The following is a 20,351-nucleotide window of genomic DNA, read 5'->3' on the forward strand; positions in this document are numbered from 1 at the left end:
GATGCTGAGCCCCCGGTTGATTATTTAGCCGGGGGCTCTGTCATCACTGCTGCACCCAACCCGCGGATCCGTTTCCTCTGCGCGTTCGCCGCTGTTTCCGCACACCTTCGTATGCGGAGAGTCAACGGTGCCGTTGGAAAGGTGCAACGTGTGGGCCTGCTCGGGTTATGGGTGCCGCGTCCCGACACCGCTCAGCACAGCCCGGTAGCCCTCGCGGTACGTCGGGTAGGTGAATTCGAAGCCGCTCCGGTGCAGCAGCGAACTGTCGCACCGCTTGCCGGTCGCGGGCTGCGGGGCTGCGCCGTCGTGCCCGAAAGGTAGCCTGAGCTCGTCCGCAAGGAAGCTGTGAACGTCGGTAAGGACCGCGGGTTCGCAGTCGCTTCCCAGATACGCGGGCGCCGGAAGCTCAAGGCCGGCGAGGTGCACGATGGCGGCTGCGGCGTCGTCGCGGTGAATCCGGTTGGTCCAGTGCGGCGCGGACTTCGGAGCGGCGCCGGAACGTACCTGGTCGATCAGCCGCGTGCGGCCCGGCCCGTAGATCCCGGAGAGGCGCAGCAGGACCGTCTGCGGAGCCTGGTCGATGAGCATCGTCTCGGTCTCACGGAGGATCTTGCCGGTGGGGGTCGCAGGCGAGGGGAGGGTCGATTCATCGATCCGCGCGCCGTCGTCATTCCCGTAGACAGCGGTGGAGGACACGAAGATGATCCGCCGCGGCTTCACGCCGTCACGCTCGAAGGCGTTCAGCAGGTTGACCGTGCCGTCGTAGTACGTCGAGCGGTAGGCAGCCTCGGTGCGCCCGCCGGCGGTCAGGGCGATAACGACGACGTCGGTCGCCTCCGGGAGCGCGGGCAGGGGACGCGTCAGGTCCACCGCGGCGCCCTCGATCCCAAGGGGAAGCTTCTCCGGGGAGCGCCGCCACCCGACCACGCGGTGCCCCGAGGCGGCGAAGGTGAGCCCGGCCTGCGTGCCGAGATCTCCGCAGCCGGCAATCAGAATGGTCATCCCCGAGTTTCCCATAGGCAGGATCAACCGGGGTTGGATTTCCGACGGCCGATCGCGACGACGATTGCTACGAACGCCACCAGGGCTAGCTCAAAGTGAGTGAAGGGTGAGCAAAAGGGACGCCGGATGGAGCAAAGCGGAAAAAGGTGAGGGGAATTTCGCTCACCTTTGTCTGGACTGCTCCCGCCCCGGCCCCGGTCCGGACTGCGCCCGGTTCCGAGGAGTCCGGGCATGCCAGACTTGCCCCATGGCCTCTAGAATGCTCATCATCGCGGACACCCACCTGCCCAAGCGCGCCCGCCGGCTGCCTCCGGAGGTCTGGGCGAAAGCGGAGGTGGCCGACGTCGTCATCCATGCCGGCGACTGGGTGAGCACCGAACTCCTCGAGGAACTTGAGCGGCGGACGCGGAAGGTCATCGGCGTCTACGGAAATAACGACGGCGCGGAGCTGCGGGCCCGCCTTCCCGAGATCGCGCGGGCAGAGCTGGACGGCGTACGGTTCGCCGTCATTCACGAAACGGGCTCCGCCACAGGTCGGGAGAAGCGCATGGATGACTTGTTCGACGACGTCGACGTCCTGGTCTTCGGGCACAGCCACATCCCGTGGGACACCCTCACGCCGGGCGGCATGCGGCTGCTCAACCCGGGCTCGCCCACCGACCGGCGCAGGCAACCGCACTGCACCTACCTGACGGCCGTTGCGCGGGACGGCGTGCTTGGGGAAGTGCAGCTGAAGAACGTCACAGCCCGATAACTCCTTGGGCTGCTCCTTTTGGTCAGCCTGCTTAGTTGGTAGGAATGAAGGAAGAACCTTCCCGAATTTCCGAAGGAGAACCACGTGGAAACCCCTCATGCACCCCGGTCCACGGCGGCCCGCCTCGCGGCAGTCGCCGTCGTCGCGTCCCTCGCCCTTACCGGTTGCACAGCGACCGATGAGCCTGCCGAAGAATCCAGTTCTCCAGCGGCGGAGACGGGCCAGACGGGCGGCGACGCCGTCGATACCCCGGCCGCGACGGTCGCCGACATCCCCGGAATCATCGACGACGTCCAGCCCTCAGTGGTGACGATCTTCCTGGAGAGCGGCGGCCTCGGCAGCGGCGTCATCTATACCGAGAACGGGCTCATCCTCACCAACGAGCATGTGGTGCGCGGGGCCGAGGAGGTGCAGGTGGCTTTCGCCGACGGCCAGCGCGTGACCGGCAGGGTGGTGGCGACCGACGTCGTTACCGACCTCGCGCTCGTACAGGCGGATCGCACGGGGCTGCCAGCCGCGGAGTTCCAGACCGAACTGCCCGAGGTGGGGGAGCTGGCGATCGTGATCGGCAGCCCGCTCGGCTTCGAGAACACCGCAACAGCAGGCATCATTTCCGGCCTGCACCGGGAGATCCCGGGATCCGCGACCAACAGTCAGTCCCTGGTGGATCTCGTCCAGACCGACGCCGCGATCAGCCCCGGCAATTCCGGCGGCGCAGTGGTGAACGGGGAGGGGCAGGTTGTCGGCATCAGCGAGGCGTATATCCCGCCACAGGCAGGCGCCGTGTCCCTCGGTTTCGCGATCCCGGCGGGTACCGCCGTCGAAGTCGCGGAGGAACTGCTGGAGGACGGTACCGCCGAGCACGCGTTCCTCGGCCTGGCCCCGCGCACTGTGACGCCGCAGATCGCCCAACAGTTGGGGCTCGACGTCGAACAGGGCGTGGCAGTGCTCGCGGTGGAGGAGGGTAGCCCCGCAGCGGAAGCCGGCATTGAGACCGGGGACATCATGGTCTCCCTGGACGGCGAGCCGCTGGCCAGCTCAGAGCAATTGCTGGCGGCGCTCCGCGGGTTCAACCCGGGCGAAACCGTAACAGCGGAAGTGCTGCGTGAGGGTGAGACGGTGGAAGTCGAAATTACCCTCGGCGAACGTCCCGTAGAGGAGGGCTGATCCTCATTGACCAGCCCTCCGGCGTGAGGTGCTGCGGTTCAGCATGAAGGAAAGGACGAACGCGAGGATGGCGGCGGCGAAGAGCACGAACTTCGCCGTCGTCAGGAAGCTGGCAAGCGAAACTTCTGAAGCGGTCATTTCAACTGAGGCGAACATTGCCTCGATTGCGAAGTTCTCAGCGATATCCGTCGCGGCATAGAGGACAGCCACCGCGTAGAAGATCCACCGTAGCCCGCTGCCCCCGCTGAAACGCTGGACGAGCAGAATGATCAGGGCGGCGAAGGCAAGAGGGAACAGGAGATCCCATAGGTAGTGCACGCTCTGGTAGCGCTCAATGATGGGGGCACTCAACAGATCACGGACCGCCTGGGCGTAGTCGGCGTCGTACCCTCCGACCAGGGTGTCCGGAACCTGGACTCCGATGGCGCGCTCCACGGACTGCAACTGCAACCAGCCCAGTGCCAGTGTTGCTGCCGCGAGCACCCCTGCCGCGATGATGCCCAGCGTACGACGACGGTGGACCTTCCGTCCCCGCTGTGCATCGTCAGCGCTGAACCTTCGCTTGTCAGCTCTCATTTCGCTCATATCTCCCATTCTTAACTGATAAGCCTGCTGACTGATCTCACGATTCGGTTACATTCGTCCGCTGCGCCCGCCGGGACGCCCACAGGATCACGCATACGCCGGCGAGCATTGAACCGACCCCGCCGGCAGCCATATCGCCGATCGTGTCCACATAACCAACGTGGATGGACGAGGAAATGAAGGCGTTGCCGAACCACTCCAGGAACTCCCACAGCACCGCAATGGTGAAGCCGAACGCCAGCGTCAGCGTGATGAGGCGCCAACCGTTCCGCAGGCCGCTGCCGTCGGTCATGGGATGAACAGTGTCGGCCCGGTCAAGCAGGAAGCATGCCATCGCCGCGCACGCTCCCGTAGTCAGCAGGTGCACGGGAATGTCCCACCAGGCGATCTGCGCGTACCAGCCCGCGACGCCGCTCCACGCAGCTACGAGGACAGTGGCGCTGAAGGCGAGGTCGAAGCCACCGGGCACCCGGGCAATGCGCGGCACCAGCAGCAGGACAAGCACCACCACGAACCGGATGATCTCGGTGATGTCCCACCAGATGGCTGAGGCGAAACAGCTCAGCAGGGCCGCCGCCCGGACAGCATCTGCCAGGCGGCGGCCTTTGCTGCTTACGGAATTCTCAGTCTCAGCGCTCACAACATCCCCCAAACTCGCTTCGCTCGGCCTCAGGACCCCGCGTTGTCAGCTGTCTGCATCAACGGAGGTGTCCACTTCACTGGCGACGATGTAGTTCTCGCCGTCATAGTCGGCGTACGCGTCGTCCTCCAGATCCAGTCCGGTTTCTTCCTCGACCGTCGGAAGATCGAATGACTCCATCACGGTGCCCGTAACGGACACCGTCAGGCCCGGCTCCACTTCGGTCATCTCGCCCTCGGTGACCACCAGGAGCGCCTCGACCGTGGTGTCATCGGTGCCGGCAATCGTGAAGGAGGTGTCCGAGACGATCTCGTTGACGTCAGCCGATACGGTCACTTCCTCACCGATGTAGCTGGAGTAGGCGTCGTAGAACTCGGAATCAAGCGCACCGTTATAGGGTGCAACCTCCTCGTCCTCGTCCACCACGTCCTCTACGTCAGCGCCTTCCTCAGTGCCGGAGGTACTGTTGCAACCTACGAGGCTCAGCGTGGCCAATGGGATGATGCCCGCCAATGCCAGAGTTCGGGTCCGTGACATGTGCTTGCGCGTGTTCATACCGGTCTCCTCTTCGGTTGACTCCTTGCTCGGTGCGCAGCGTTCCTGCTGTGTGCTTTCCGCCGCGCACTATTGACGCTAAGCATGCTTGGCATCCGCTTCAACCCGGCGTGATCGACCTGTGATCGAGTGATCGATGGAGAAACGCCGGGGTGCTATTCCGGGGAAACTGCGGATCCACATCATTCCGGGGAACCACGACGACGGCGGGTCGCGGCGCTGTGATGCGCGCCACAGAAGGATTGTTATTTCCGCGTTACCGCCATACGGCTGACGGAACACGTCCTGTCAACTGTTGCGCGTGAGTTTCCCGACCAGCTTGCGGACACGGTCAACCTCGCGCGCTGCTTCCTTCGCGGCCCGTTCAGCTTCCGTACGCTCGCGGGAAGCGTCGTCGGCGTCATCGTCGATCGCGTCAATGTCTTGTTCCAGCGCACGGATCCGCTTGCGGAGATCCTTGACGCGGTTCGCCAGGTCCTCCCGGTCACGCCCAAGCTGCTCAACGCGCCCCTGTGCGCGAACGAGTGCCTGATCGGTTTCTTCCGCGCGGTCTTCGGCGTCTTCCAACTCTGCGCGGGCTTCCGCTGAAGTGTCGTCCGCTTCCTCATCCGCGTCGGTGCCGTCCTTGGCGCGACCGTCCGCGTTGGCAGGATGACCGGCGTCGAACGGTCCGCCCACGGCACCGGCAAGGTCCACGGCCTCCCAGCCCGACGCCTCGAGCGGTCGGATCAGGCGGGCCGTCCCGACGGCGGCGGCAGCACCGGCGTCGGCCATTGCTGCGCGCAGCGTCTGCTCGACCTCCGTGGCCACGGCAGCACTCGCCGGGTGTCCCAGCTCCGTGGCCAGCGCCGTTCCGTCCTTCACCAGCGCTGCGATCAGCTGCTGGCGCTGCGTCCCAAGCTTCTTCAGCTCACTGCGGTCCAGCTCGTTCTGCGCCTGGCGCATCGCGGTGCCCAATTGCAGCGCTTCAGCCAATTGGGACCCGCGGTGCAGGCTCATCATGTTGAGTAGCCAGGCCGACGCCGAGGGTTTGCGCAGTGCCTTGACCTCCTTGGCGAGGTCCTTGTCCGCAAGCGACTTTGCCCGCTCATTGCGGGAAGCTGTGAAGTCATCCAGCGGCTTCGAGTACAGGTCGGCTGCGATCTCGGCGAGGTCAGTCACTTCGGCGTTGGACTCCAGGGCGTCTATGTCGGGAGGGAATGTCAGTGCAGGGGAGGAATGGACGGACCCGGCTCCGGGAACGGTCTGTCCGGTGAGGGGCCAGGATCCGGCTCGGGCGGAATATTGGGTGAGTCCGGGCCGGGACCGGGCAGCGGGTACGGGGCTGGCGAGGGCTGCGGCTCGGGGGCGGGCTCACCGGGCGGCCGAGGTTGGGAGGGATCCGGGTGGGGCTCATTTGGCGGCGGGGTGGTCATGGCGTGTACCCTCTTTCGTGCGTTGACGGGTGGTTGGGCAGGCAGCACAGTCGCTTAGCAGCAACAGTACGCCCGCGGACCGGTGCCGGGAATAAGTTCCGGAACATCTGGCTTGGAACCACTGTGCGGTTCTCGCCCCACACCAACCAGCAACTTTCCCAGGGGGATTTCCGTGTCGCAAAGTACGGACCAGTTCACCGCACCCGCCGGTGAGATTTCGGCACGCGACAGGCTGGTTATCTCCTTGCTCCTCGTCTCGGCGTTTGTCGTCATTCTGAACGAGACGATCATGGGGGTTGCGCTCCCGCGCCTGATGGAGGATCTGCAGATCACGGCCACCGCCGGCCAATGGCTGACGACGGCGTTCATGCTCACCATGGCGGTTGTCATTCCGATCACGGGCTTTTTGATCCAGCGTTTCAACACAAGGCCCGTGTTCCTTGCAGCGATGAGCCTGTTCAGCCTGGGGACCCTGGTTTCTGCGATGGCTCCGGGCTTCGAGATGCTGCTGGTTGGCCGCGTGATCCAGGCGAGCGGTACGGCCATCATGATGCCGCTGCTCATGACTACTGTCATGACCCTCGTGCCGCCGTCGTCGCGCGGAAAGACGATGGGCAATATTTCGATCGTCATCTCGGTTGCTCCGGCGATCGGCCCCACCATCTCGGGAATCATCCTCAGCGTGCTGGACTGGCGATGGATGTTCTGGCTCGTGTTGCCGATCGCTGTGGCTTCCCTGGTCCTCGGCGGAAGCCGGATCCAGAACGTGACAACGCCGCACCGCGCACCCATCGATGTGCTCTCCGTGATCCTGTCGGCCTTCGCGTTCGGCGGGATCATCTACGGCCTCAGCCAGTTCGGTGAGGCGGCCGGCGGCTCCGCCGTTCCAGGCTGGGCGCCGCTCGCTGTCGGGCTGGTTGGGTTGGCCGGCTTCGTGAGCCGTCAACTGGTGCTTCAGCGCCGCGACCGGGCGCTGCTCGATCTGCGGACCTTCCGTTCACGCACGTTCACCGTATCCATTCTTGTGTTGTCGATCAGCATGATGGCCCTCTTCGGAACCATCATCCTGCTACCGATCTACCTGCAGGACGTCCTCGGCCTTGAGCCCGCTCAGGCAGGACTGATGCTGCTGCCGGGCGGTCTCGCGATGGGACTGCTGGGACCTGTGGTTGGCCGGATTTTTGACCGGCATGGTCCGCGCGTACTTGTTGTTCCCGGAGCGGTGATCGTCGCAGCGGTGTTCTGGTCACTGACCCTGGTGAGTGAATCTACGCCGGTTCCGTTGGTGCTGGCTCTTCATGTGCTGTTGAGTGTGGGCCTCGCCGGAATGTTCACGCCGCTGTTCACCTCCGCGCTCGGGTCGGTGCAGCCCAAGCTCTACTCGCACGCGAGCGCCGTGGTCGGGACCGTCCAGCAGTTGGCCGGTGCCGCTGGTATTGCCCTGTTTGTTTCGGTGATGGCCATTCAGAGCGGCGCACTGGCAGCCGGCGGCGCCTCCGAAATACCGGCCCTCGCCGGCGGAATCCGGATGGCATTCCTGTGCGGAGCGGTGATCTTCCTCTTCGCTGTGGTTGCGGCGCTCTTCGTGCGGAAGCCGGCAGCTCCTGCTGAAACCGGTTCTCCGGCCGTGCCGGCTGCGTCTCCCGAACCCGCTGCGTCGCCAGCCCACGACGACGACGCGCCGTCGTTCACTTCCGCCCACTGACCTTCCGTATCCTTCTACCTGTGTAGATATGTTCATTTGGTGTTCAAGTGAGCAAAATCGCTGGACAGCGTGCGAACGCTTGCCAGAGCATGGTGGGACGCATCACAGCCGATGACGATTATGAGAACAGCATCCTCGCCCTGTCTCATCGGCTCCGTCCGAGAGAAGGAAGAACATGCACAACCATGAAATGACGCGCCGCGCAGCGATCCAGGTTGGCGGCGTAGCCGGATTGGCTGCTGCCCTGGGTCTTGCAGCGGCAGCTCCAGCAACAGCAACTGGGGCCAGCGCCTTCCGCAGACCAGCCAAGGGCACTGAGATCCTTGACCTTGGCCCCGCCGTCGTTCAGTTCTCGCTGATGGCAGCTGTGCGCATTGGCGACACCCTCTACGTCGGCTCCCGTAACCTGAACCCGGTTCGCATCGTTGCGTTCCACATTCCCACCCAGACGGTTGTTGCCACTACTGAGCTTGGAACCGGGCACACCATCCAGGCACTGGCCGCTGACCCGAGCGGACGCTATCTCTATGCGGGTGTCCTTCAGGACGCAGGCGGCCCCCAGGCGAACCTCTACCGCTGGGACGTGTTTTCCCTCGGCACCCCGATTGCGGCGATCGGCCGAATCGGAGACCGCGACGTGCGTGACCTCAGCGTCGCACCGAATGGGCTGGTCTACGCGGTCGGTGGAGGCAGTGGAACAGCACCGGCCCTGTGGGAGTACTCACCGGTCACTGGGCAGGTGGTGAATCTTGGCGTCCCCGACCCGGGCGCAACCCTTGCCCGAGGTGTCGCCGCATCCGACACCACAGTGTTCTTCGGCGCGGGAAGCACCATCGCGGGCGGCGGCAAGACGAGCCGGGCCTGCCTGTATGCGTACGACCGGTCGGCCAGGAAATTCACCAACATCACGCCTACCGAAATGCTGCCGGATCCGAGCATCCGCGACCTGGCCATCTTCAACGACAAGCTCGTTGTCGGTACGGCGTCATCATTGGAACCGTCCAAGGTTGCTGCAATCGACCTTGCAAACCTTGGCTCCTACACAATCGCGACCTCTATCGGCAAGACAGCGAAGAACTTCGCCATCATCGATGACAACGTCTACTTCGCCAACGAGTTCGGTGTGATGGTCTACTCCCTGACCACCAACGCGATCGCGCAGCTCGAGTTCGAGGGACCATCCTTGGGTGAAATCTGGGGCGTCGACAGCAGGAACGGCAAGCTCCTCGTCACCTCCGGCTATGGGTTCATTGCCGAAATCGATCCGGTTGCGAAAACATCAGTGGCGTGGGATCTGGGCGAAGCAGGTGCCCCAGCTGATCCGCAGACGGTCATGGGCATCGCCGCGGGCGCCGGGTACGCCTATGTGGGCGGCAATGGCGTCATTGCCCGGCACACACTGGGCACCGACGAGGTCCTCAATATGCAGGCGCCCGGCGAAGCGAAAGACGCCATCGTAGTCGGCGGCACTCTCTACACCGGCCAGTACAGCTCGCAGGGAATCTGGAAGTACGATCCGGGCAGCGGCAAGCCGATCCATCAGGTGGCCACGTTCCCTGCAGCGCAGAACAGGCCGCTGGACGTGGTGTGGGACGACGTGAACCAGTTGGTTCTGGTTGTGGCGCAGGCAGATACCGAGGGCGGCGGCTCACTCTGGACCTACGATCCCGCCACCGGAGAATCCCGTTCCTTCATTAATCCGATCGATAATGTTCAGCTGGTCCGTGCGGTTGCCACCAGGGAAGGGATTGCCTACCTGGGTGGGAGTCTGCCGGGCACCGGAGGACCGGGGACGATCGTTGCCTTCGACCCTGTTGCAGGCAAGGAGTTGTGGAGGATCGATCCGCAGCTTGGAGCCGGCACCTCAGCGCTCGCGGTCCAGGGGCGCTACCTGTACGGCCTGTCGCGCAAGGGGCACGCATACGTCATCGATCTGCCCAAGCGCACGATCGTCCACACAGCGGACGTCCGCTCCGTCAGCAACGGGTTCGCCGCAATGGTCTCGAACCGCGGTGTGGTTTACGGAGTCTCGGACACGACTGTCTTCCGCTTCGACCCCAAGACCTTCGCGGTCAGCACAGTGCTGGCTGACACTAAGGGCGGATGGTACAGCGGCTCACACATCACAAACGACGAGAACGGTTACCTGTACACGATGCGCGGCCGAAACCTGGTCAGGATCGACGACCACCCGCGTCGCTGATCAGGTTTCAGGGTTTGCCTTCAAAGCCCGCCCGTCCCGAAGAGGTTTCGGTACGGGCGGGTTTTGGCTGTTTCAGTAACAGGTACTTCTATGTTCAGTTCTGGGGCGATATGCTCATCTGGACATTAGTGAACACAGCAGCAGGTCGATAGAGGGGTAGTTGTGCTCGGAGAAGAACGCCACGAAAAGATCCTCCGGGAACTGGAGCTCCGGGGGACGCTGAAGGTCAATGACTTTGCAGCACGAACCGGCTTGTCGGGGATGACCATCCGACGGGACCTTGCGCACCTCGCTGACCAGGGCTTGCTGAAGCGCGTCCATGGGGGAGCGGTGCCGGCCGGTATTGAACGCGCAGGCGCGGCCGCCGGACGGCGCGCACGGCCGGTGGCTACGCTCGGGCTCATCGTGCCGACGTCGGGCTATTACTTTCCCGCCGTGATCCGCGGCGCAGAGGCGGCAGCACGAGTCCACAACGCCAGGCTCGTGCTCGGGGTCAGCAACTACTCAGTTGAGGAGGAGAGCCGCCAACTGGAGCGGCTCGTCGCCAACGGTGTGGACGGGATACTCCTGGCTAGTTCCGGCTCAACCGATGATGGTTCGCCCACACTGGAACTGCTCTCCAGGTTGGGAGTGCCGGTGGTGCTCGTGGAACGCTCCGGTCGCGCTGAGCTTGCCGGGGCAAGCCTCGAATCGGTGATGTCCGACCACAGCTACGGGGCGGAACTTGCCGTGCGTCATCTGGCCTCCCTTGGTCACAACAGGATAGGTCTGGCCGTAGCCACCAGTCCCACGGCACCATGGCTGAGAGAGGGCCATGGAAGGGCTGTGCAGCGCCTTGGGCTCGAACCGGACGCGCCGGTCATCGAGTTCACCCGAGCAGGTCCGGGCATTGGGAACAACCGGGACGTCCTTCGAGCGTTTCTCGACGACTGCGTGGCCAGCGACACCCGCGCCGTGCTGGTGCTCCCCGATGAAGAGGCAATCGCGCTGGTGGGCATCGCCCAGGAGTCAGGGCTCGAGGTTCCGGGGGACCTCTCGATTGTGGCCTACGACGACGAGGTGGCTGAACTGGCCGGCGTGCCTCTTACCGCCGTGGCACCGCCGAAGCGCGACGTCGGATATTCGGCTGTGACCATGTGCATGGAGCGGCTGTCGCACCGCGGGAGCGGCGCGGCCTCGCATGTATTGCGCAGCGTCAATCTTGCGCCAAGTCTCATCGTCCGCGAGTCCACTGGGGCTGCCCACACAAGCGCCGTGACCATAGACGGCTAGTACCGAAACCTTTATGTTCAATATTGTTCAACTCAACACAATGTGATTGACCTGATCAGTTCTGAACACATTCAATGGTGGGACTAGAAGCTTTGTTGTGAGGAGAAACACAATGCGCAAGTCCCGTTCAACAACCCTCGGCGTCGGCCTTCTCGTCGGCGCCCTTTTCCTCTCTGCATGTGGCGGCGATGCCGGCGCCCCTGGGGAAGACGCATCACCTGCAGGCAATGCGAGCGGAGAAATCCGATTCTCGTCCGCACTCGCCGGCATGGACAAGGTGGCAGAAGCGTTCAATGAAAGCCAGGACAGCATCACCGTCACTTTCGAAGAGGCAGCCAACACGGCCAACGGCGGCAACGCGCTGCTGACAACCGCCATCGAGGCCGGCAACGCCCCCGACGTCGCAATGGTCGAGTACGCATCCCTGCCCCAGTTCGTAACGTCCGGCAACGTCATTCCGCTGGATGAGGTGCTGCCCGCCGAAATGGTTGACGGAATTGAGCCTTCGATCAAGGACCTGGTCACCCTCGGTGACCAGACCTGGGCTGCACCGTATGACACCCCGCCCATGGTTGCTTGGTATCGGGCAGACATGCTGGAGGCAGCCGGCGTGGAGGTGCCCACCAGTTGGGAGGAATTCGAAGCAGCCGGGCTCGCTGTGCAGGAGAAGTTCCCCGGAGTGGCGCTGGCTTCCTTCAACCCCAACGAAGCACCCATGCTCGCGGGCCAGGCCTGGGCCAACGGAGCGCAGTGGTTCGCCGCTGAGGAGGACACCTGGAAGGTCGGCGTTACTGACGCCGCCTCCCTCGAGGTCGCTGACCGCTACCAGGGCCTGATCGACCAGGGAATCCTGAAGGTCGTCAACGCATTCAGCGACGAATGGACCGCCGACATCACAAACTCGAAGGTCGCAGGTTTGTTCGGCGGAAGCTGGAGTGCAACCGGTATCCGTGCACGCGCTGAGGGCCAGGAAGGCAACTGGGTTGCTGCACAGCTGCCAAGCGAAGGCGGGTCCCTCCTCGGTGGATCGAGCTTCGTGATTCCGAAGTCCTCCAAGAACGCTGCTGCCGCCGCCAAGTTCATTGAGTATGCGGCCACGAATCCGGCGGCTGTAGGAGCCCGGGGCGACACCGGCTCTGCCTACTTCGCCGACCCGGACCTGACCGCGGCAGCCAAGGAAGCCTATGACGCGACCTTCTTTGGCAACGACATCTATGAAGTGTTCGACGCCGCAGCAGCAACGATCAACTCCGGCTGGCAGTGGGGACCGAACTACGAGATCACCAACACCGCCCTGAAGGATGCCTTCAGCAAGGTTGCGCCGGACGGCCCGTCAGTGGCTGACGCTTTCGAAACCGCCCAAGCGGCAACCGTGGAAGGTCTCGAGCAGTCCGGCCTTTCCGTCACCGAATAGTACACATCCCACATGCGTCCCGGACCCGCTTCGAGCTGGGCCCGGGACGCAAGGGACAACCTTTACAAGGAGATCTGGGATGTCCAGTCCGGATACTGCGGTCGTGGTGAGCGCAGCGAAAGCGAAGCCGCTGACGCGGAAGCCGCGCAAGAACGTCGATAAGGGAGGCGGAGGCCGCACAGCTTCCATATTCCTCATACCCTTCTTCGCCCTGTTCATCCTTACGATGATCGCTCCGGTGATCTACTCGCTGGGGCTCAGCTTCTTCTCCGAAAGAAGTAGCGGCTTGGGATTCGGCGGCGCGGAAACACTGTTCGTCGGCCTCGAGAACTACCAGCATGTGCTCGGTTCGGAAACCTTTGTCAGCGGCTTCGTCCGTCTGGGCCTGTACTGCCTGATGTACATCCCATTGATGCTGGGCGGAGCCATTTTCCTGGCACTCCTGCTGGACTCGGTGGTGGCACGGGCAAAGAAAACCTTCCAGGTACTCCTGTTCCTGCCGCACGCCGTCCCCGGAGCAATCGCCGCACTGATCTGGACCTACCTCTACAGCCCGGGCGTCAGTCCTATTGTCTCGACTCTCGCCAACGGTGGTATCACCATCGACTTCTTCTCCGCCGAGCTGGTGTTGCGGGCCATGGTGAACATTGGAGTCTGGGAGTGGACGGGTTATAACGTCATCATTCTCTTCACCGCCCTGCAGGCTGTTCCGCGCGACGTACTGGAGGCCGCCGTCGTCGACGGTGCTTCCCAACTGCGCACTGCGATCAGCATCAAATTGCCGCTGATTGCCCCCGCGCTCGGTGTGATCATGTTGTTCACCACGATCGCGACCCTGCAACTCTTCACCGAGCCGCAGATTCTCACCAAAGCCACGCCGGCGGTGACCGGCACCTTCGTTCCAAATATGTGGGCGTACGACGCCGCATTCAACAGGCAGGACCTGAACCTCGCCGCTGCAGCCTCCATCATCATCGCCCTGCTGGCCGCTGTACTTTCATTCGTCGTCACTCGATTCAGTTCCAGGAGCAGCAAGGGATGAGCACGCTAACCAGACCTCCGCAGACTTCAGCCACTCGCAAGAGCCGTCCTGAGCCGGAGCGTGTTGAAACCACCACCCGGCAGCCCATGGGCAGCAAGGTCACCGTCAACACCCTGCTGATCCTTGGGTCCGCCTACATGATCCTGCCCATTACCTGGCTGCTGTTCGCGTCCACCAAGAGCGTGGACGAACTGTACGGTCTGAACGCGCTCAGCTTCGGCGGCGCACTCATCGACAACGTGGTTGCCGTGTCCACCCAGGACAACGGCCTGTTTTACCGCTGGATCCTGAACAGTTTCCTGTACGCCGGAGTAGGCGCAGTATTCGGCGGGCTCATCTCCGTGATGGCCGGTTACGCGTTTGATAAGTTCCGGTTCCGTTTCAAGAACCAGCTCTTTGCCTTCGTCCTGGTCGGGGTGCTGATTCCGAACACCGCAACTGTTCTTCCCCTCTACCTGCTGGCTTCCACGGTGAATGCCACCAACACTATTTGGGCGATGATCCTGCCTGCACTCTGCAATCCGTTCAGCGTTTATCTGGCCCGCGTGTTCTCAGCGTCCTACATTCCGGACGAAACTCTCGAAGCCGCCCGCGTTGACGGTGCGGGTTCCATCCGGTCATTCATCTCAATCTCATTGCCGATGATCATGCCGGGTTTCATCACTATTGCGTTGTTCCAGTTCGTGAACGTCTGGAATAACTACATGCTTCCCCTGGTAATGCTGTCCAGCCAGGAGCTTTTCCCCGTAAGTTTGGGTATGGCTACCTGGCAGGGCTATACAACGCTTCTACCTGATTACGTACCCATGGTGATTACGGGCTCGCTGCTCTCGATCATCCCGCTGATCGCTGCTTTCATCATGTTGCAGCGGTTCTGGAAAGCCGGTCTTTCGGCAGGGAGCATCAAATGAGTCTCAACGTCGCGTTCAGCATGGGCGAGGATGTTTTCGCCCGGATCTTTCCTCCGCAGAGGCGGGCACATCTCGGCTCCAGCCTCCCGGTGCTCGCTGATGAACCCCTCACTACCTTCCGCTCGCCCCTGGCGGACGCTGTGCTGCCCGGGGTGGGGGTCCTGATCACGGGTTGGGGTGCTCCCATGGTGGATGAAGCCGTGCTGGACCGGGCACCGAAGCTGCGGTACGTCATCCATGCCGGTGGTTCAGTGAAGCACCATCTGGATGCCGCCTGCTGGGCCCGGGGTATCGAAGTGAGCACGGCTGCTACCGCCAACGCCGTACCCGTGGCCGAGTACACCGTCGCGGCCATCCTCATGGCGAACAAGAAGGTGCTGCAGCTCAACGCCGCCCTGAAGTCGACAAGGGGTCATATCAATCCGGATGCCATGTTCCCGGAGATGGGCAACTTCGAGAAGCGCGTGGGTCTGGTTGGCGCATCTCGCATCGGCCGGCACGTGATCGAGCTCCTGAAACCCTACGCGCTTGAGGTGGTGGTAGCCGATCCTTACCTTGATGCTGCTGTTGCGCGGGATTTGGGGGTCACCCTCGTGGAGTTGGACGAACTGGCTTCCACGAGTGATGTCATCTCCCTCCATGCCCCGTCCCTGGCCTCAACGCACAACCTGATCAGCGAGCGGGTCATCGGGTTGATGAAGCCCGGCGCTACGTTCATCAACACGGCGCGGGGCGAGCTGGTTGACCAGGATGCCCTCATCCGGCGTCTGTGCAAGCAAGACCTGTACGCCATCCTCGATGTCACCACGCCGTGGGATCTGCCGGCCGACAATCAGCTGTATGACCTTCCGAATGTACTGCTGACACCGCACGCCGCGGGTTCGCTGGGTACGGAACTGCAGCGCCTGGCGGTCACCGCAATCGAGGAAGCGAATCGCGTGGCCGAGGGAGGCGAACTGGTCCACCGTGTTGCCGTGGAGGACCTGTTGCTCATGGCCTAGATGAAACCACGAACAAACGACGACGTCGGCACCCAGGTCAGGTGCCGACGTCGTCGTTTGCTTTGGTAGCGAGGCGACACTTGCCGTCGCTCTACCGGGTCAATTTTCGGCAGTTGCTCGCAGCGTGTGGGTCATGCTCGGGGAGTCACCGCGATCCGCACCAGGTTGCGGCCCTTGATTGCGTAGAACTGTCCACGCTCGTCAACAGCCGCCCGCGGGATTCCGTACCACTCGCCGTCGAGGTCGGGGACCAGATCGGTCCGGGCAAAGGACTTGGGATCGAAGCGGAAGAACGCCTTGCTCGAGGCCCCGTAGACCTGACCGCGACTGACCAGGAGCGTGCCGTAATTTGGCACCATTGGCCCGTGGTTGCCTTGATGGACGACTTCGCGCGTGGCAAGGTCAACCACGAAGAAGTCCCCGCGGAAGCACATCACATAGAGGTGGCGACCTCGAACCGCCAGCCCGGTGACGCCCGTGGGCGCGGTCTGCGGCGTCATCCGCCACAGCTCGCGCTGCGCAACCGGGTCCCAGGCCACTACGGTCCCGCCACGGTTGTCCGTGGTCTGACCGCCCAAATAGGCGATGCCCTCGTGGCAGACGACGGCTCGGACCATCTGCTTGGCGTCGATCGGATTGACCGCGTTGGTAGTTGCGTTCGTCGCCGGATCAAACGTCATTACCGATCCGCCGTCCAGCGTGTCGGAACGGAATCCCACCACAGCAATCTGATTTACATCGTCCCAGACGATCTGATGCGGACGGTTCTGGGCCGGGTAGGAACTGGCAACCTTGCGTGCCGTCCCGTCGTCGACCGCGGGGTTGAAGGTCAGGATGCCACCAGAGTTGTACTGGGCGAAGAACGCAACCCCGTTGTAAATCAGCGTGTCCTTCGCCTCGCCCGGGGCAAGGATGCGGGACTGCTCGCCGGTGATGAGGTCGTGCCGACCTACAGCATTGGTGCCGCCGACGTAGACCGACTTTGCGCCGGCTGCGACCGACATCGCCAGCTGCGGACCGACCGGCGCGCCACCAGCAACCAGGTCATAGATCTTGCCCTCGGTGGTCGCCGGGTCTATCTCGATTACAAGCCCGAAAGCTGAGACCACCACCACCTTGTCGCCACGGATCCAGAGTCCCCAGAGCTCACCCATATCCAGCCCAGCGGGGGTGATCAGCCGGCTCGCGCCTGTGGTCAGCGAGTACTCCCGAACGCCACCCGAGCCGGACCAGTAGATCTTGTCGCCGAGCCTCTTCGGCATCCGGCCGCCAGTTCCCTCGATAACCCGCTGTTGGGTCGGGTCAGCCAGGTTGATGAAGGCGAGCGCGGCGTAGCCCCCGCCCCGGCAGTGGACGCACAGTTCGCCACCCATAATCTCCAGTTCACGGATTTCGATCTTGTTCGCGAACTGCGGCGGAAGGATGGAGCGTACTTCTCCGGTGGCGCGGTTCAGGGTGAAAAGACCGGCCTTTGTGCTGGTCGGGGTGACCCCCTGCACCGCACCGGTGCCGATGTAGACAGTAGTCTCCGTGGATGCAAGGCTGCGGATCATTGGCACGTTCGGGTCCGGAGTGGCCACTACGGTGAGCTGTCCCGTCTTGGGATCGTACTGCCGCAGCTTGGGGCCTTTTTCCTGGCCACCGAAGAAGACCACCCCATCGGGCGACATTGTGACCGCATACGGGTCCAGCCCGGGAATAGCGGCGAGATCCTCCTTGGGGGCCCCTGCCTTCGACAGATCCAGTCGGATAAATCCGGGACCGGGTGCGGAGTCGTACTCGCGGATGGCGGAGTAGAGGTAGCGGCCCTCCGGATCTGCCGCCAACAGTTGGGTGCTGATCCCGGGGCACGGCGTGATGCTGGTGACCTTCTCGGTGGTGAGGTCAAAACCGACAATCCGCATCGGTTCGATGTTGCGGGAGGCGACATAGACCTTGTCGTTGCCGACCGGGATGCCGGCCGCCAACGAGAAGTTCAGCACCGCGGGGCCCAGATCGGTGACGGTCACCCCGCCGGCGGTCCTGCCCGGCGAGGCGAAGGCTATGCCGGGCGAAACGCCTGCGGCGAGCGACAACCCGCCCAGGCCGCCGATGGCGCCGAGTTCGAGCAGACGGCGACGGGAAAAAGATGGGGATGCGGTTTGGTTCATGTCGAACTCCTTTGTCTGACGCGGCGACTTCGTTGAACGGCCGTGTGAAAAGGTATAGCAACTGCACTTGAACAAGATCCACAGTTTTCGCTCACTCAAACAGAAAGTGAACATCGGCGGGGTTCGAGCCGGGGGACCGTGCCTTTCCAGCGCGGAAAACCCTGTATAGGGAACAGGGTGTAGCCTCAGGCACCATGAGTTGCTTCACTCCGCCCGCGACGCTCACCACTGCGCGCCTGCGCCTGGAGCCGCTCGGCCCGGAGCACTCCGAAGGATCCTGGGCGGCGCTACAGGACGCAGAAACGATGCGGCTCACCGGTACCCATCAGCAGTTCACCAAGCCGCAGGTCGAAGCGTAATTGGTTTTCGGATTGCCCTCAATGGAGAGAGCCTGCTGGGTAGGGGCTACGGCACAGAGGCGACCCGCGCCGTCGTCATGCACGCGTTCGATGTGGTTGGTGTACACCGCATCGGTCTTGAGGTTTACGCCTTCAATCCACGTGCGCAGCGTGTTTATGAGAAGTGCGGCTTCCGGATGGAGGGCCGCCGGCGGGACGCGCTCTACTGGGACGGCGAGTGGATCGATGCCATCATGATGGGTCTGCTCGCCGCAGACCCGCGTTCTACGATGACTTAGTCCCGGATCCGTATCGCGGTCTCCCGAAGGTATAGGTCAACCCGGGTGTAGGCGTCCCGCGTGAGGGCCTTCCATAGTTCGAGTGCAAGCCGCTGGTCCTCCGACTCCAAGCGCGATATCGCCTCCGCTGTGAGCACCATTACTTCGACATTGCCGGCGGCCTTCACCGTGGTTTCCTGACGGTCATCGCTGCCGAGGGCCAGTTCGCCGAAGGTCATGCCTGCGCTGAGGGTAGTGAGTTTGACGCGGTGGCCCGTTGGACCTGCCACGGAGGTGGTGATTTTTCCGGCCAGGATGAAGAACACGCCACCGAACCGCTGCCCAATGCGGCGGACCACCTCGCCGTCCTGGTACTCGCGCGGTTCCATCCGCTCGGCCAGTTTCCTCACGTCGTCGGTGCTCAGCGGGTTCAGCGCCGGGCATTCGGCGATGTCCACGCGGCTCGGCAGGCTCAGTTCGTCGCCATATCTGGTGATCAGCTGATTCTCACACCACTCGACGGCGGCGGTTCGGGTGTCGAAGGTCGGTACGTCGCGGTCGACGTCCTCAAAGGTTTCGGCAAGGGTGCCTTCACTGTCAATCAGGACGAGTTCCCGTCCGTCCTCAACCAGATTCTCCCGGGCTTCTGCAAGCAGGCGCAGCGACACATCTGCAACTTCATCCACCCGGCGGAGGTCCAGAATCACCAGCTCGACGTTTTCTTCCAGCGCGCTCAACTCGCGGACCATCGACTCCGTTCCGGCGAAGAGGAGGTCACCGTTCAACTCGATGACCCTGGCACGGTGGCCATGGTTGCGAAGAATCTCCATGGCCTCGTCATTGCGGCGGATACCCGACGGCGACGCGGTGATGTCATAAGTGGAACGGATCGCCGATTTACCGGTGCGGGCAGCACGCACAAAGTGCAGTTCCATGTCGCGGGAGAGCCGCTGGCTGGTCGCCATGCCGCGCACGCTGCTGCCATGTTCGTCCAGCGGCGGTGAATAGACGGCGAGCCCCACCTGACCAGGGAGCACCGCGATCGTACCGCCACCCACGCCGCTCTTGGCAGGCATGCCAACCGTGCTGATCCAGGCTCCGGCGTCGTCGTACATTCCACAGGTGGTCATCACGGAAAGCACGCGCTCAATAGGCACTATTTCCATCACCTGTTTGTCCGTCATCGGGTTCCGGCCGCTGTTCGCCAGTGTTGCGGCCATGATCGACAGGTCCAGACAGTTAACCAAAACCGAGCATTGGCGGAAGTAATCCTCGAGAACCGGAGTGGGGTCATCCTCAATGATGTTGAAGGACCTCAACAGATGGGCAAGGGCCCGGTTGCGGTGCCCATGCTCCAACTCCGATTCGAAGATCTCGTTGTTCACGGTCAGCTGACGCCCGGCAAAAGCCGAATACGTGTTGAGGACGCGTTTGAAGCGTGCGTTACCGCCGGACCCTTTGATGAGCGAGGTGGCGGTCAGTGCCCCCGCATTGATCATCGCGTTGGAGGGGCGTCCGGTACCCTCGGCCAGCGACATCTCGTTGAACGAGTCCCCGGACGGCTCTACGTCAACCTTCTCGTCCACCGCCTCAAGACCGAGGTCCGCCAGTGCAAGCCCGTAGGTGAACGGCTTAGAGATGGACTGGATGCTGAACTCTTCCCGAGTGTCTCCCACCTCGTAGATGTATCCATCCACCGTAGTAAGGCAGATGCCGAAGTTGTCGGGATTGACGTTGGCCATCGCCGGAATGGTGCTGTAAGGCTTTCCGTCCTTGAGGCTTGAAATCTCCTGATGGATCCTCTGCAGGTAACGTTCGATCGGCGATTCCATAATTGCAACACTATTGTGGTCCGCGCCGCGGTGACGACCGTCGTCCGTACCTACGAGCGCGGGGTATTACGCTTACTTCCTCACACG

Annotated in this window: 18 protein-coding genes; 11 read left to right on the forward strand and 7 right to left on the reverse strand. The window is 63.0% G+C overall.

Going from position 1 to position 20,351, the window contains the following annotated elements:
- Positions 1-165 precede the first annotated feature (165 nt).
- Entirely contained in the window at positions 166-1,002 is an 837-nt protein-coding gene (locus tag BJ994_RS03415) for an NAD-dependent epimerase/dehydratase family protein (RefSeq protein WP_167991499.1), read from the reverse strand.
- A 247-nt stretch (positions 1,003-1,249) separates the two neighbouring features.
- Between BJ994_RS03415 and BJ994_RS03420 the strand changes: the two genes are divergently transcribed.
- Positions 1,250-1,756 carry a metallophosphoesterase family protein gene (locus tag BJ994_RS03420; RefSeq protein ID WP_167991501.1) on the forward strand — a complete coding sequence of 169 codons (507 nt, stop codon included), beginning with the start codon at positions 1,250-1,252 and terminating at the stop codon, positions 1,754-1,756.
- 84 nt (positions 1,757-1,840) lie between these two features.
- On the forward strand, positions 1,841-2,923 hold the full coding sequence (locus BJ994_RS03425; RefSeq protein WP_167991503.1) for a trypsin-like peptidase domain-containing protein: 1,083 nt from the start codon (positions 1,841-1,843) through the stop codon (positions 2,921-2,923).
- 3 nt (positions 2,924-2,926) lie between these two features.
- Here the strand turns inward: BJ994_RS03425 and BJ994_RS03430 are convergent, their stop codons facing one another.
- The 4 genes from BJ994_RS03430 to BJ994_RS03445 form a co-directional block, all read right to left on the reverse strand.
- A complete protein-coding gene (locus BJ994_RS03430) occupies positions 2,927-3,508 on the reverse strand; it encodes a hypothetical protein (RefSeq protein ID WP_167991506.1) in 582 nt (193 codons plus the stop codon).
- A 37-nt stretch (positions 3,509-3,545) separates the two neighbouring features.
- Positions 3,546-4,148, reverse strand: a complete 603-nt coding sequence (locus tag BJ994_RS03435) for a DUF2238 domain-containing protein (protein ID WP_167991509.1) — start codon at positions 4,146-4,148, stop codon at positions 3,546-3,548.
- A gap of 45 nt (positions 4,149-4,193) precedes the next feature.
- Positions 4,194-4,703, reverse strand: coding sequence for a hypothetical protein (locus BJ994_RS03440; RefSeq protein ID WP_167991511.1), 510 nt, complete (start codon positions 4,701-4,703; stop codon positions 4,194-4,196).
- Between the two features lie 288 nt (positions 4,704-4,991).
- The gene (locus BJ994_RS03445; RefSeq protein WP_167991513.1) at positions 4,992-5,864 is read right to left on the reverse strand and encodes a transposase; all 873 of its coding nucleotides are present in this window, start codon (positions 5,862-5,864) and stop codon (positions 4,992-4,994) included.
- 426 nt (positions 5,865-6,290) lie between these two features.
- Here BJ994_RS03445 and BJ994_RS03450 point away from each other — a divergent pair, with 426 nt between their 5' ends.
- The 7 genes from BJ994_RS03450 to BJ994_RS03480 all read left to right on the forward strand — a co-directional run bounded on the left by BJ994_RS03450 (position 6,291) and on the right by BJ994_RS03480 (position 15,666).
- The gene (locus BJ994_RS03450; protein ID WP_342450262.1) at positions 6,291-7,823 is read left to right on the forward strand and encodes an MDR family MFS transporter; all 1,533 of its coding nucleotides are present in this window, start codon (positions 6,291-6,293) and stop codon (positions 7,821-7,823) included.
- A 175-nt stretch (positions 7,824-7,998) separates the two neighbouring features.
- On the forward strand, positions 7,999-10,026 hold the full coding sequence (locus BJ994_RS03455) for an outer membrane protein assembly factor BamB family protein (RefSeq protein ID WP_167991515.1): 2,028 nt from the start codon (positions 7,999-8,001) through the stop codon (positions 10,024-10,026).
- Positions 10,027-10,188: 162 nt separating this feature from the next.
- On the forward strand, positions 10,189-11,298 hold the full coding sequence (locus BJ994_RS03460) for a substrate-binding domain-containing protein (RefSeq protein ID WP_167991518.1): 1,110 nt from the start codon (positions 10,189-10,191) through the stop codon (positions 11,296-11,298).
- A gap of 112 nt (positions 11,299-11,410) precedes the next feature.
- Complete coding sequence (locus BJ994_RS03465) at positions 11,411-12,712, forward strand: ABC transporter substrate-binding protein (RefSeq protein WP_167991520.1); 1,302 nt, start codon at positions 11,411-11,413, stop codon at positions 12,710-12,712.
- A gap of 79 nt (positions 12,713-12,791) precedes the next feature.
- Positions 12,792-13,754: a carbohydrate ABC transporter permease gene (locus BJ994_RS03470; RefSeq protein ID WP_167991523.1), complete on the forward strand. Its 963-nt coding sequence runs from the start codon at positions 12,792-12,794 to the stop codon at positions 13,752-13,754.
- Positions 13,751-14,665: a carbohydrate ABC transporter permease gene (locus BJ994_RS03475; protein ID WP_167991525.1), complete on the forward strand. Its 915-nt coding sequence runs from the start codon at positions 13,751-13,753 to the stop codon at positions 14,663-14,665. Before BJ994_RS03470 ends, BJ994_RS03475 begins: the two co-directional genes overlap by 4 nt.
- The gene (locus BJ994_RS03480) at positions 14,662-15,666 is read left to right on the forward strand and encodes a hydroxyacid dehydrogenase (protein WP_167991527.1); all 1,005 of its coding nucleotides are present in this window, start codon (positions 14,662-14,664) and stop codon (positions 15,664-15,666) included. The genes BJ994_RS03475 and BJ994_RS03480 overlap by 4 nt, the downstream gene beginning before the upstream one ends.
- A gap of 131 nt (positions 15,667-15,797) precedes the next feature.
- On the opposite strand, the gene BJ994_RS03485 is transcribed toward BJ994_RS03480, so the two are convergent.
- Entirely contained in the window at positions 15,798-17,816 is a 2,019-nt protein-coding gene (locus BJ994_RS03485; protein WP_167991530.1) for an NHL repeat-containing protein, read from the reverse strand.
- A 194-nt stretch (positions 17,817-18,010) separates the two neighbouring features.
- Here BJ994_RS03485 and BJ994_RS18070 point away from each other — a divergent pair, with 194 nt between their 5' ends.
- Entirely contained in the window at positions 18,011-18,175 is a 165-nt protein-coding gene (locus BJ994_RS18070; RefSeq protein ID WP_245192660.1) for a GNAT family N-acetyltransferase, read from the forward strand.
- Between the two features lie 35 nt (positions 18,176-18,210).
- Positions 18,211-18,453: a GNAT family N-acetyltransferase gene (locus BJ994_RS18075; RefSeq protein ID WP_425339399.1), complete on the forward strand. Its 243-nt coding sequence runs from the start codon at positions 18,211-18,213 to the stop codon at positions 18,451-18,453.
- Here BJ994_RS18075 and glsA read toward each other — a convergent pair.
- On the reverse strand, positions 18,450-20,264 hold the full coding sequence (glsA, locus tag BJ994_RS03495) for a glutaminase A (protein WP_167991532.1): 1,815 nt from the start codon (positions 20,262-20,264) through the stop codon (positions 18,450-18,452). The genes BJ994_RS18075 and glsA overlap by 4 nt on opposite strands.
- Positions 20,265-20,351: the final 87 nt, after the last annotated feature.

Origin of the sequence: Arthrobacter pigmenti (assembly GCF_011927905.1) — a bacterium.
Taxonomy (GTDB): domain Bacteria; phylum Actinomycetota; class Actinomycetes; order Actinomycetales; family Micrococcaceae; genus Arthrobacter_D; species Arthrobacter_D pigmenti.

Excerpts from the sequence above, each read along its gene's own strand:
- BJ994_RS03415 (WP_167991499.1), bottom strand. The coding sequence starts at position 1,002 with ATGACCATTCTGATTGCCGGCTGCGGAGATCTCGGCACGCAGGCCGGG.
- BJ994_RS03420 (WP_167991501.1), top strand. The coding sequence starts at position 1,250 with ATGGCCTCTAGAATGCTCATCATCGCGGACACCCACCTGCCCAAGCGC.
- BJ994_RS03430 (WP_167991506.1), bottom strand. The coding sequence starts at position 3,508 with ATGAGCGAAATGAGAGCTGACAAGCGAAGGTTCAGCGCTGACGATGCA.
- BJ994_RS03440 (WP_167991511.1), bottom strand. The coding sequence starts at position 4,703 with ATGAACACGCGCAAGCACATGTCACGGACCCGAACTCTGGCATTGGCG.
- BJ994_RS03455 (WP_167991515.1), top strand. The coding sequence starts at position 7,999 with ATGCACAACCATGAAATGACGCGCCGCGCAGCGATCCAGGTTGGCGGC.
- BJ994_RS03465 (WP_167991520.1), top strand. The coding sequence starts at position 11,411 with ATGCGCAAGTCCCGTTCAACAACCCTCGGCGTCGGCCTTCTCGTCGGC.
- BJ994_RS03470 (WP_167991523.1), top strand. The coding sequence starts at position 12,792 with ATGTCCAGTCCGGATACTGCGGTCGTGGTGAGCGCAGCGAAAGCGAAG.
- BJ994_RS03475 (WP_167991525.1), top strand. The coding sequence starts at position 13,751 with ATGAGCACGCTAACCAGACCTCCGCAGACTTCAGCCACTCGCAAGAGC.
- BJ994_RS03480 (WP_167991527.1), top strand. The coding sequence starts at position 14,662 with ATGAGTCTCAACGTCGCGTTCAGCATGGGCGAGGATGTTTTCGCCCGG.
- BJ994_RS03485 (WP_167991530.1), bottom strand. The coding sequence starts at position 17,816 with ATGAACCAAACCGCATCCCCATCTTTTTCCCGTCGCCGTCTGCTCGAA.
- BJ994_RS18070 (WP_245192660.1), top strand. The coding sequence starts at position 18,011 with ATGAGTTGCTTCACTCCGCCCGCGACGCTCACCACTGCGCGCCTGCGC.
- glsA (WP_167991532.1), bottom strand. The coding sequence starts at position 20,264 with ATGGAATCGCCGATCGAACGTTACCTGCAGAGGATCCATCAGGAGATT.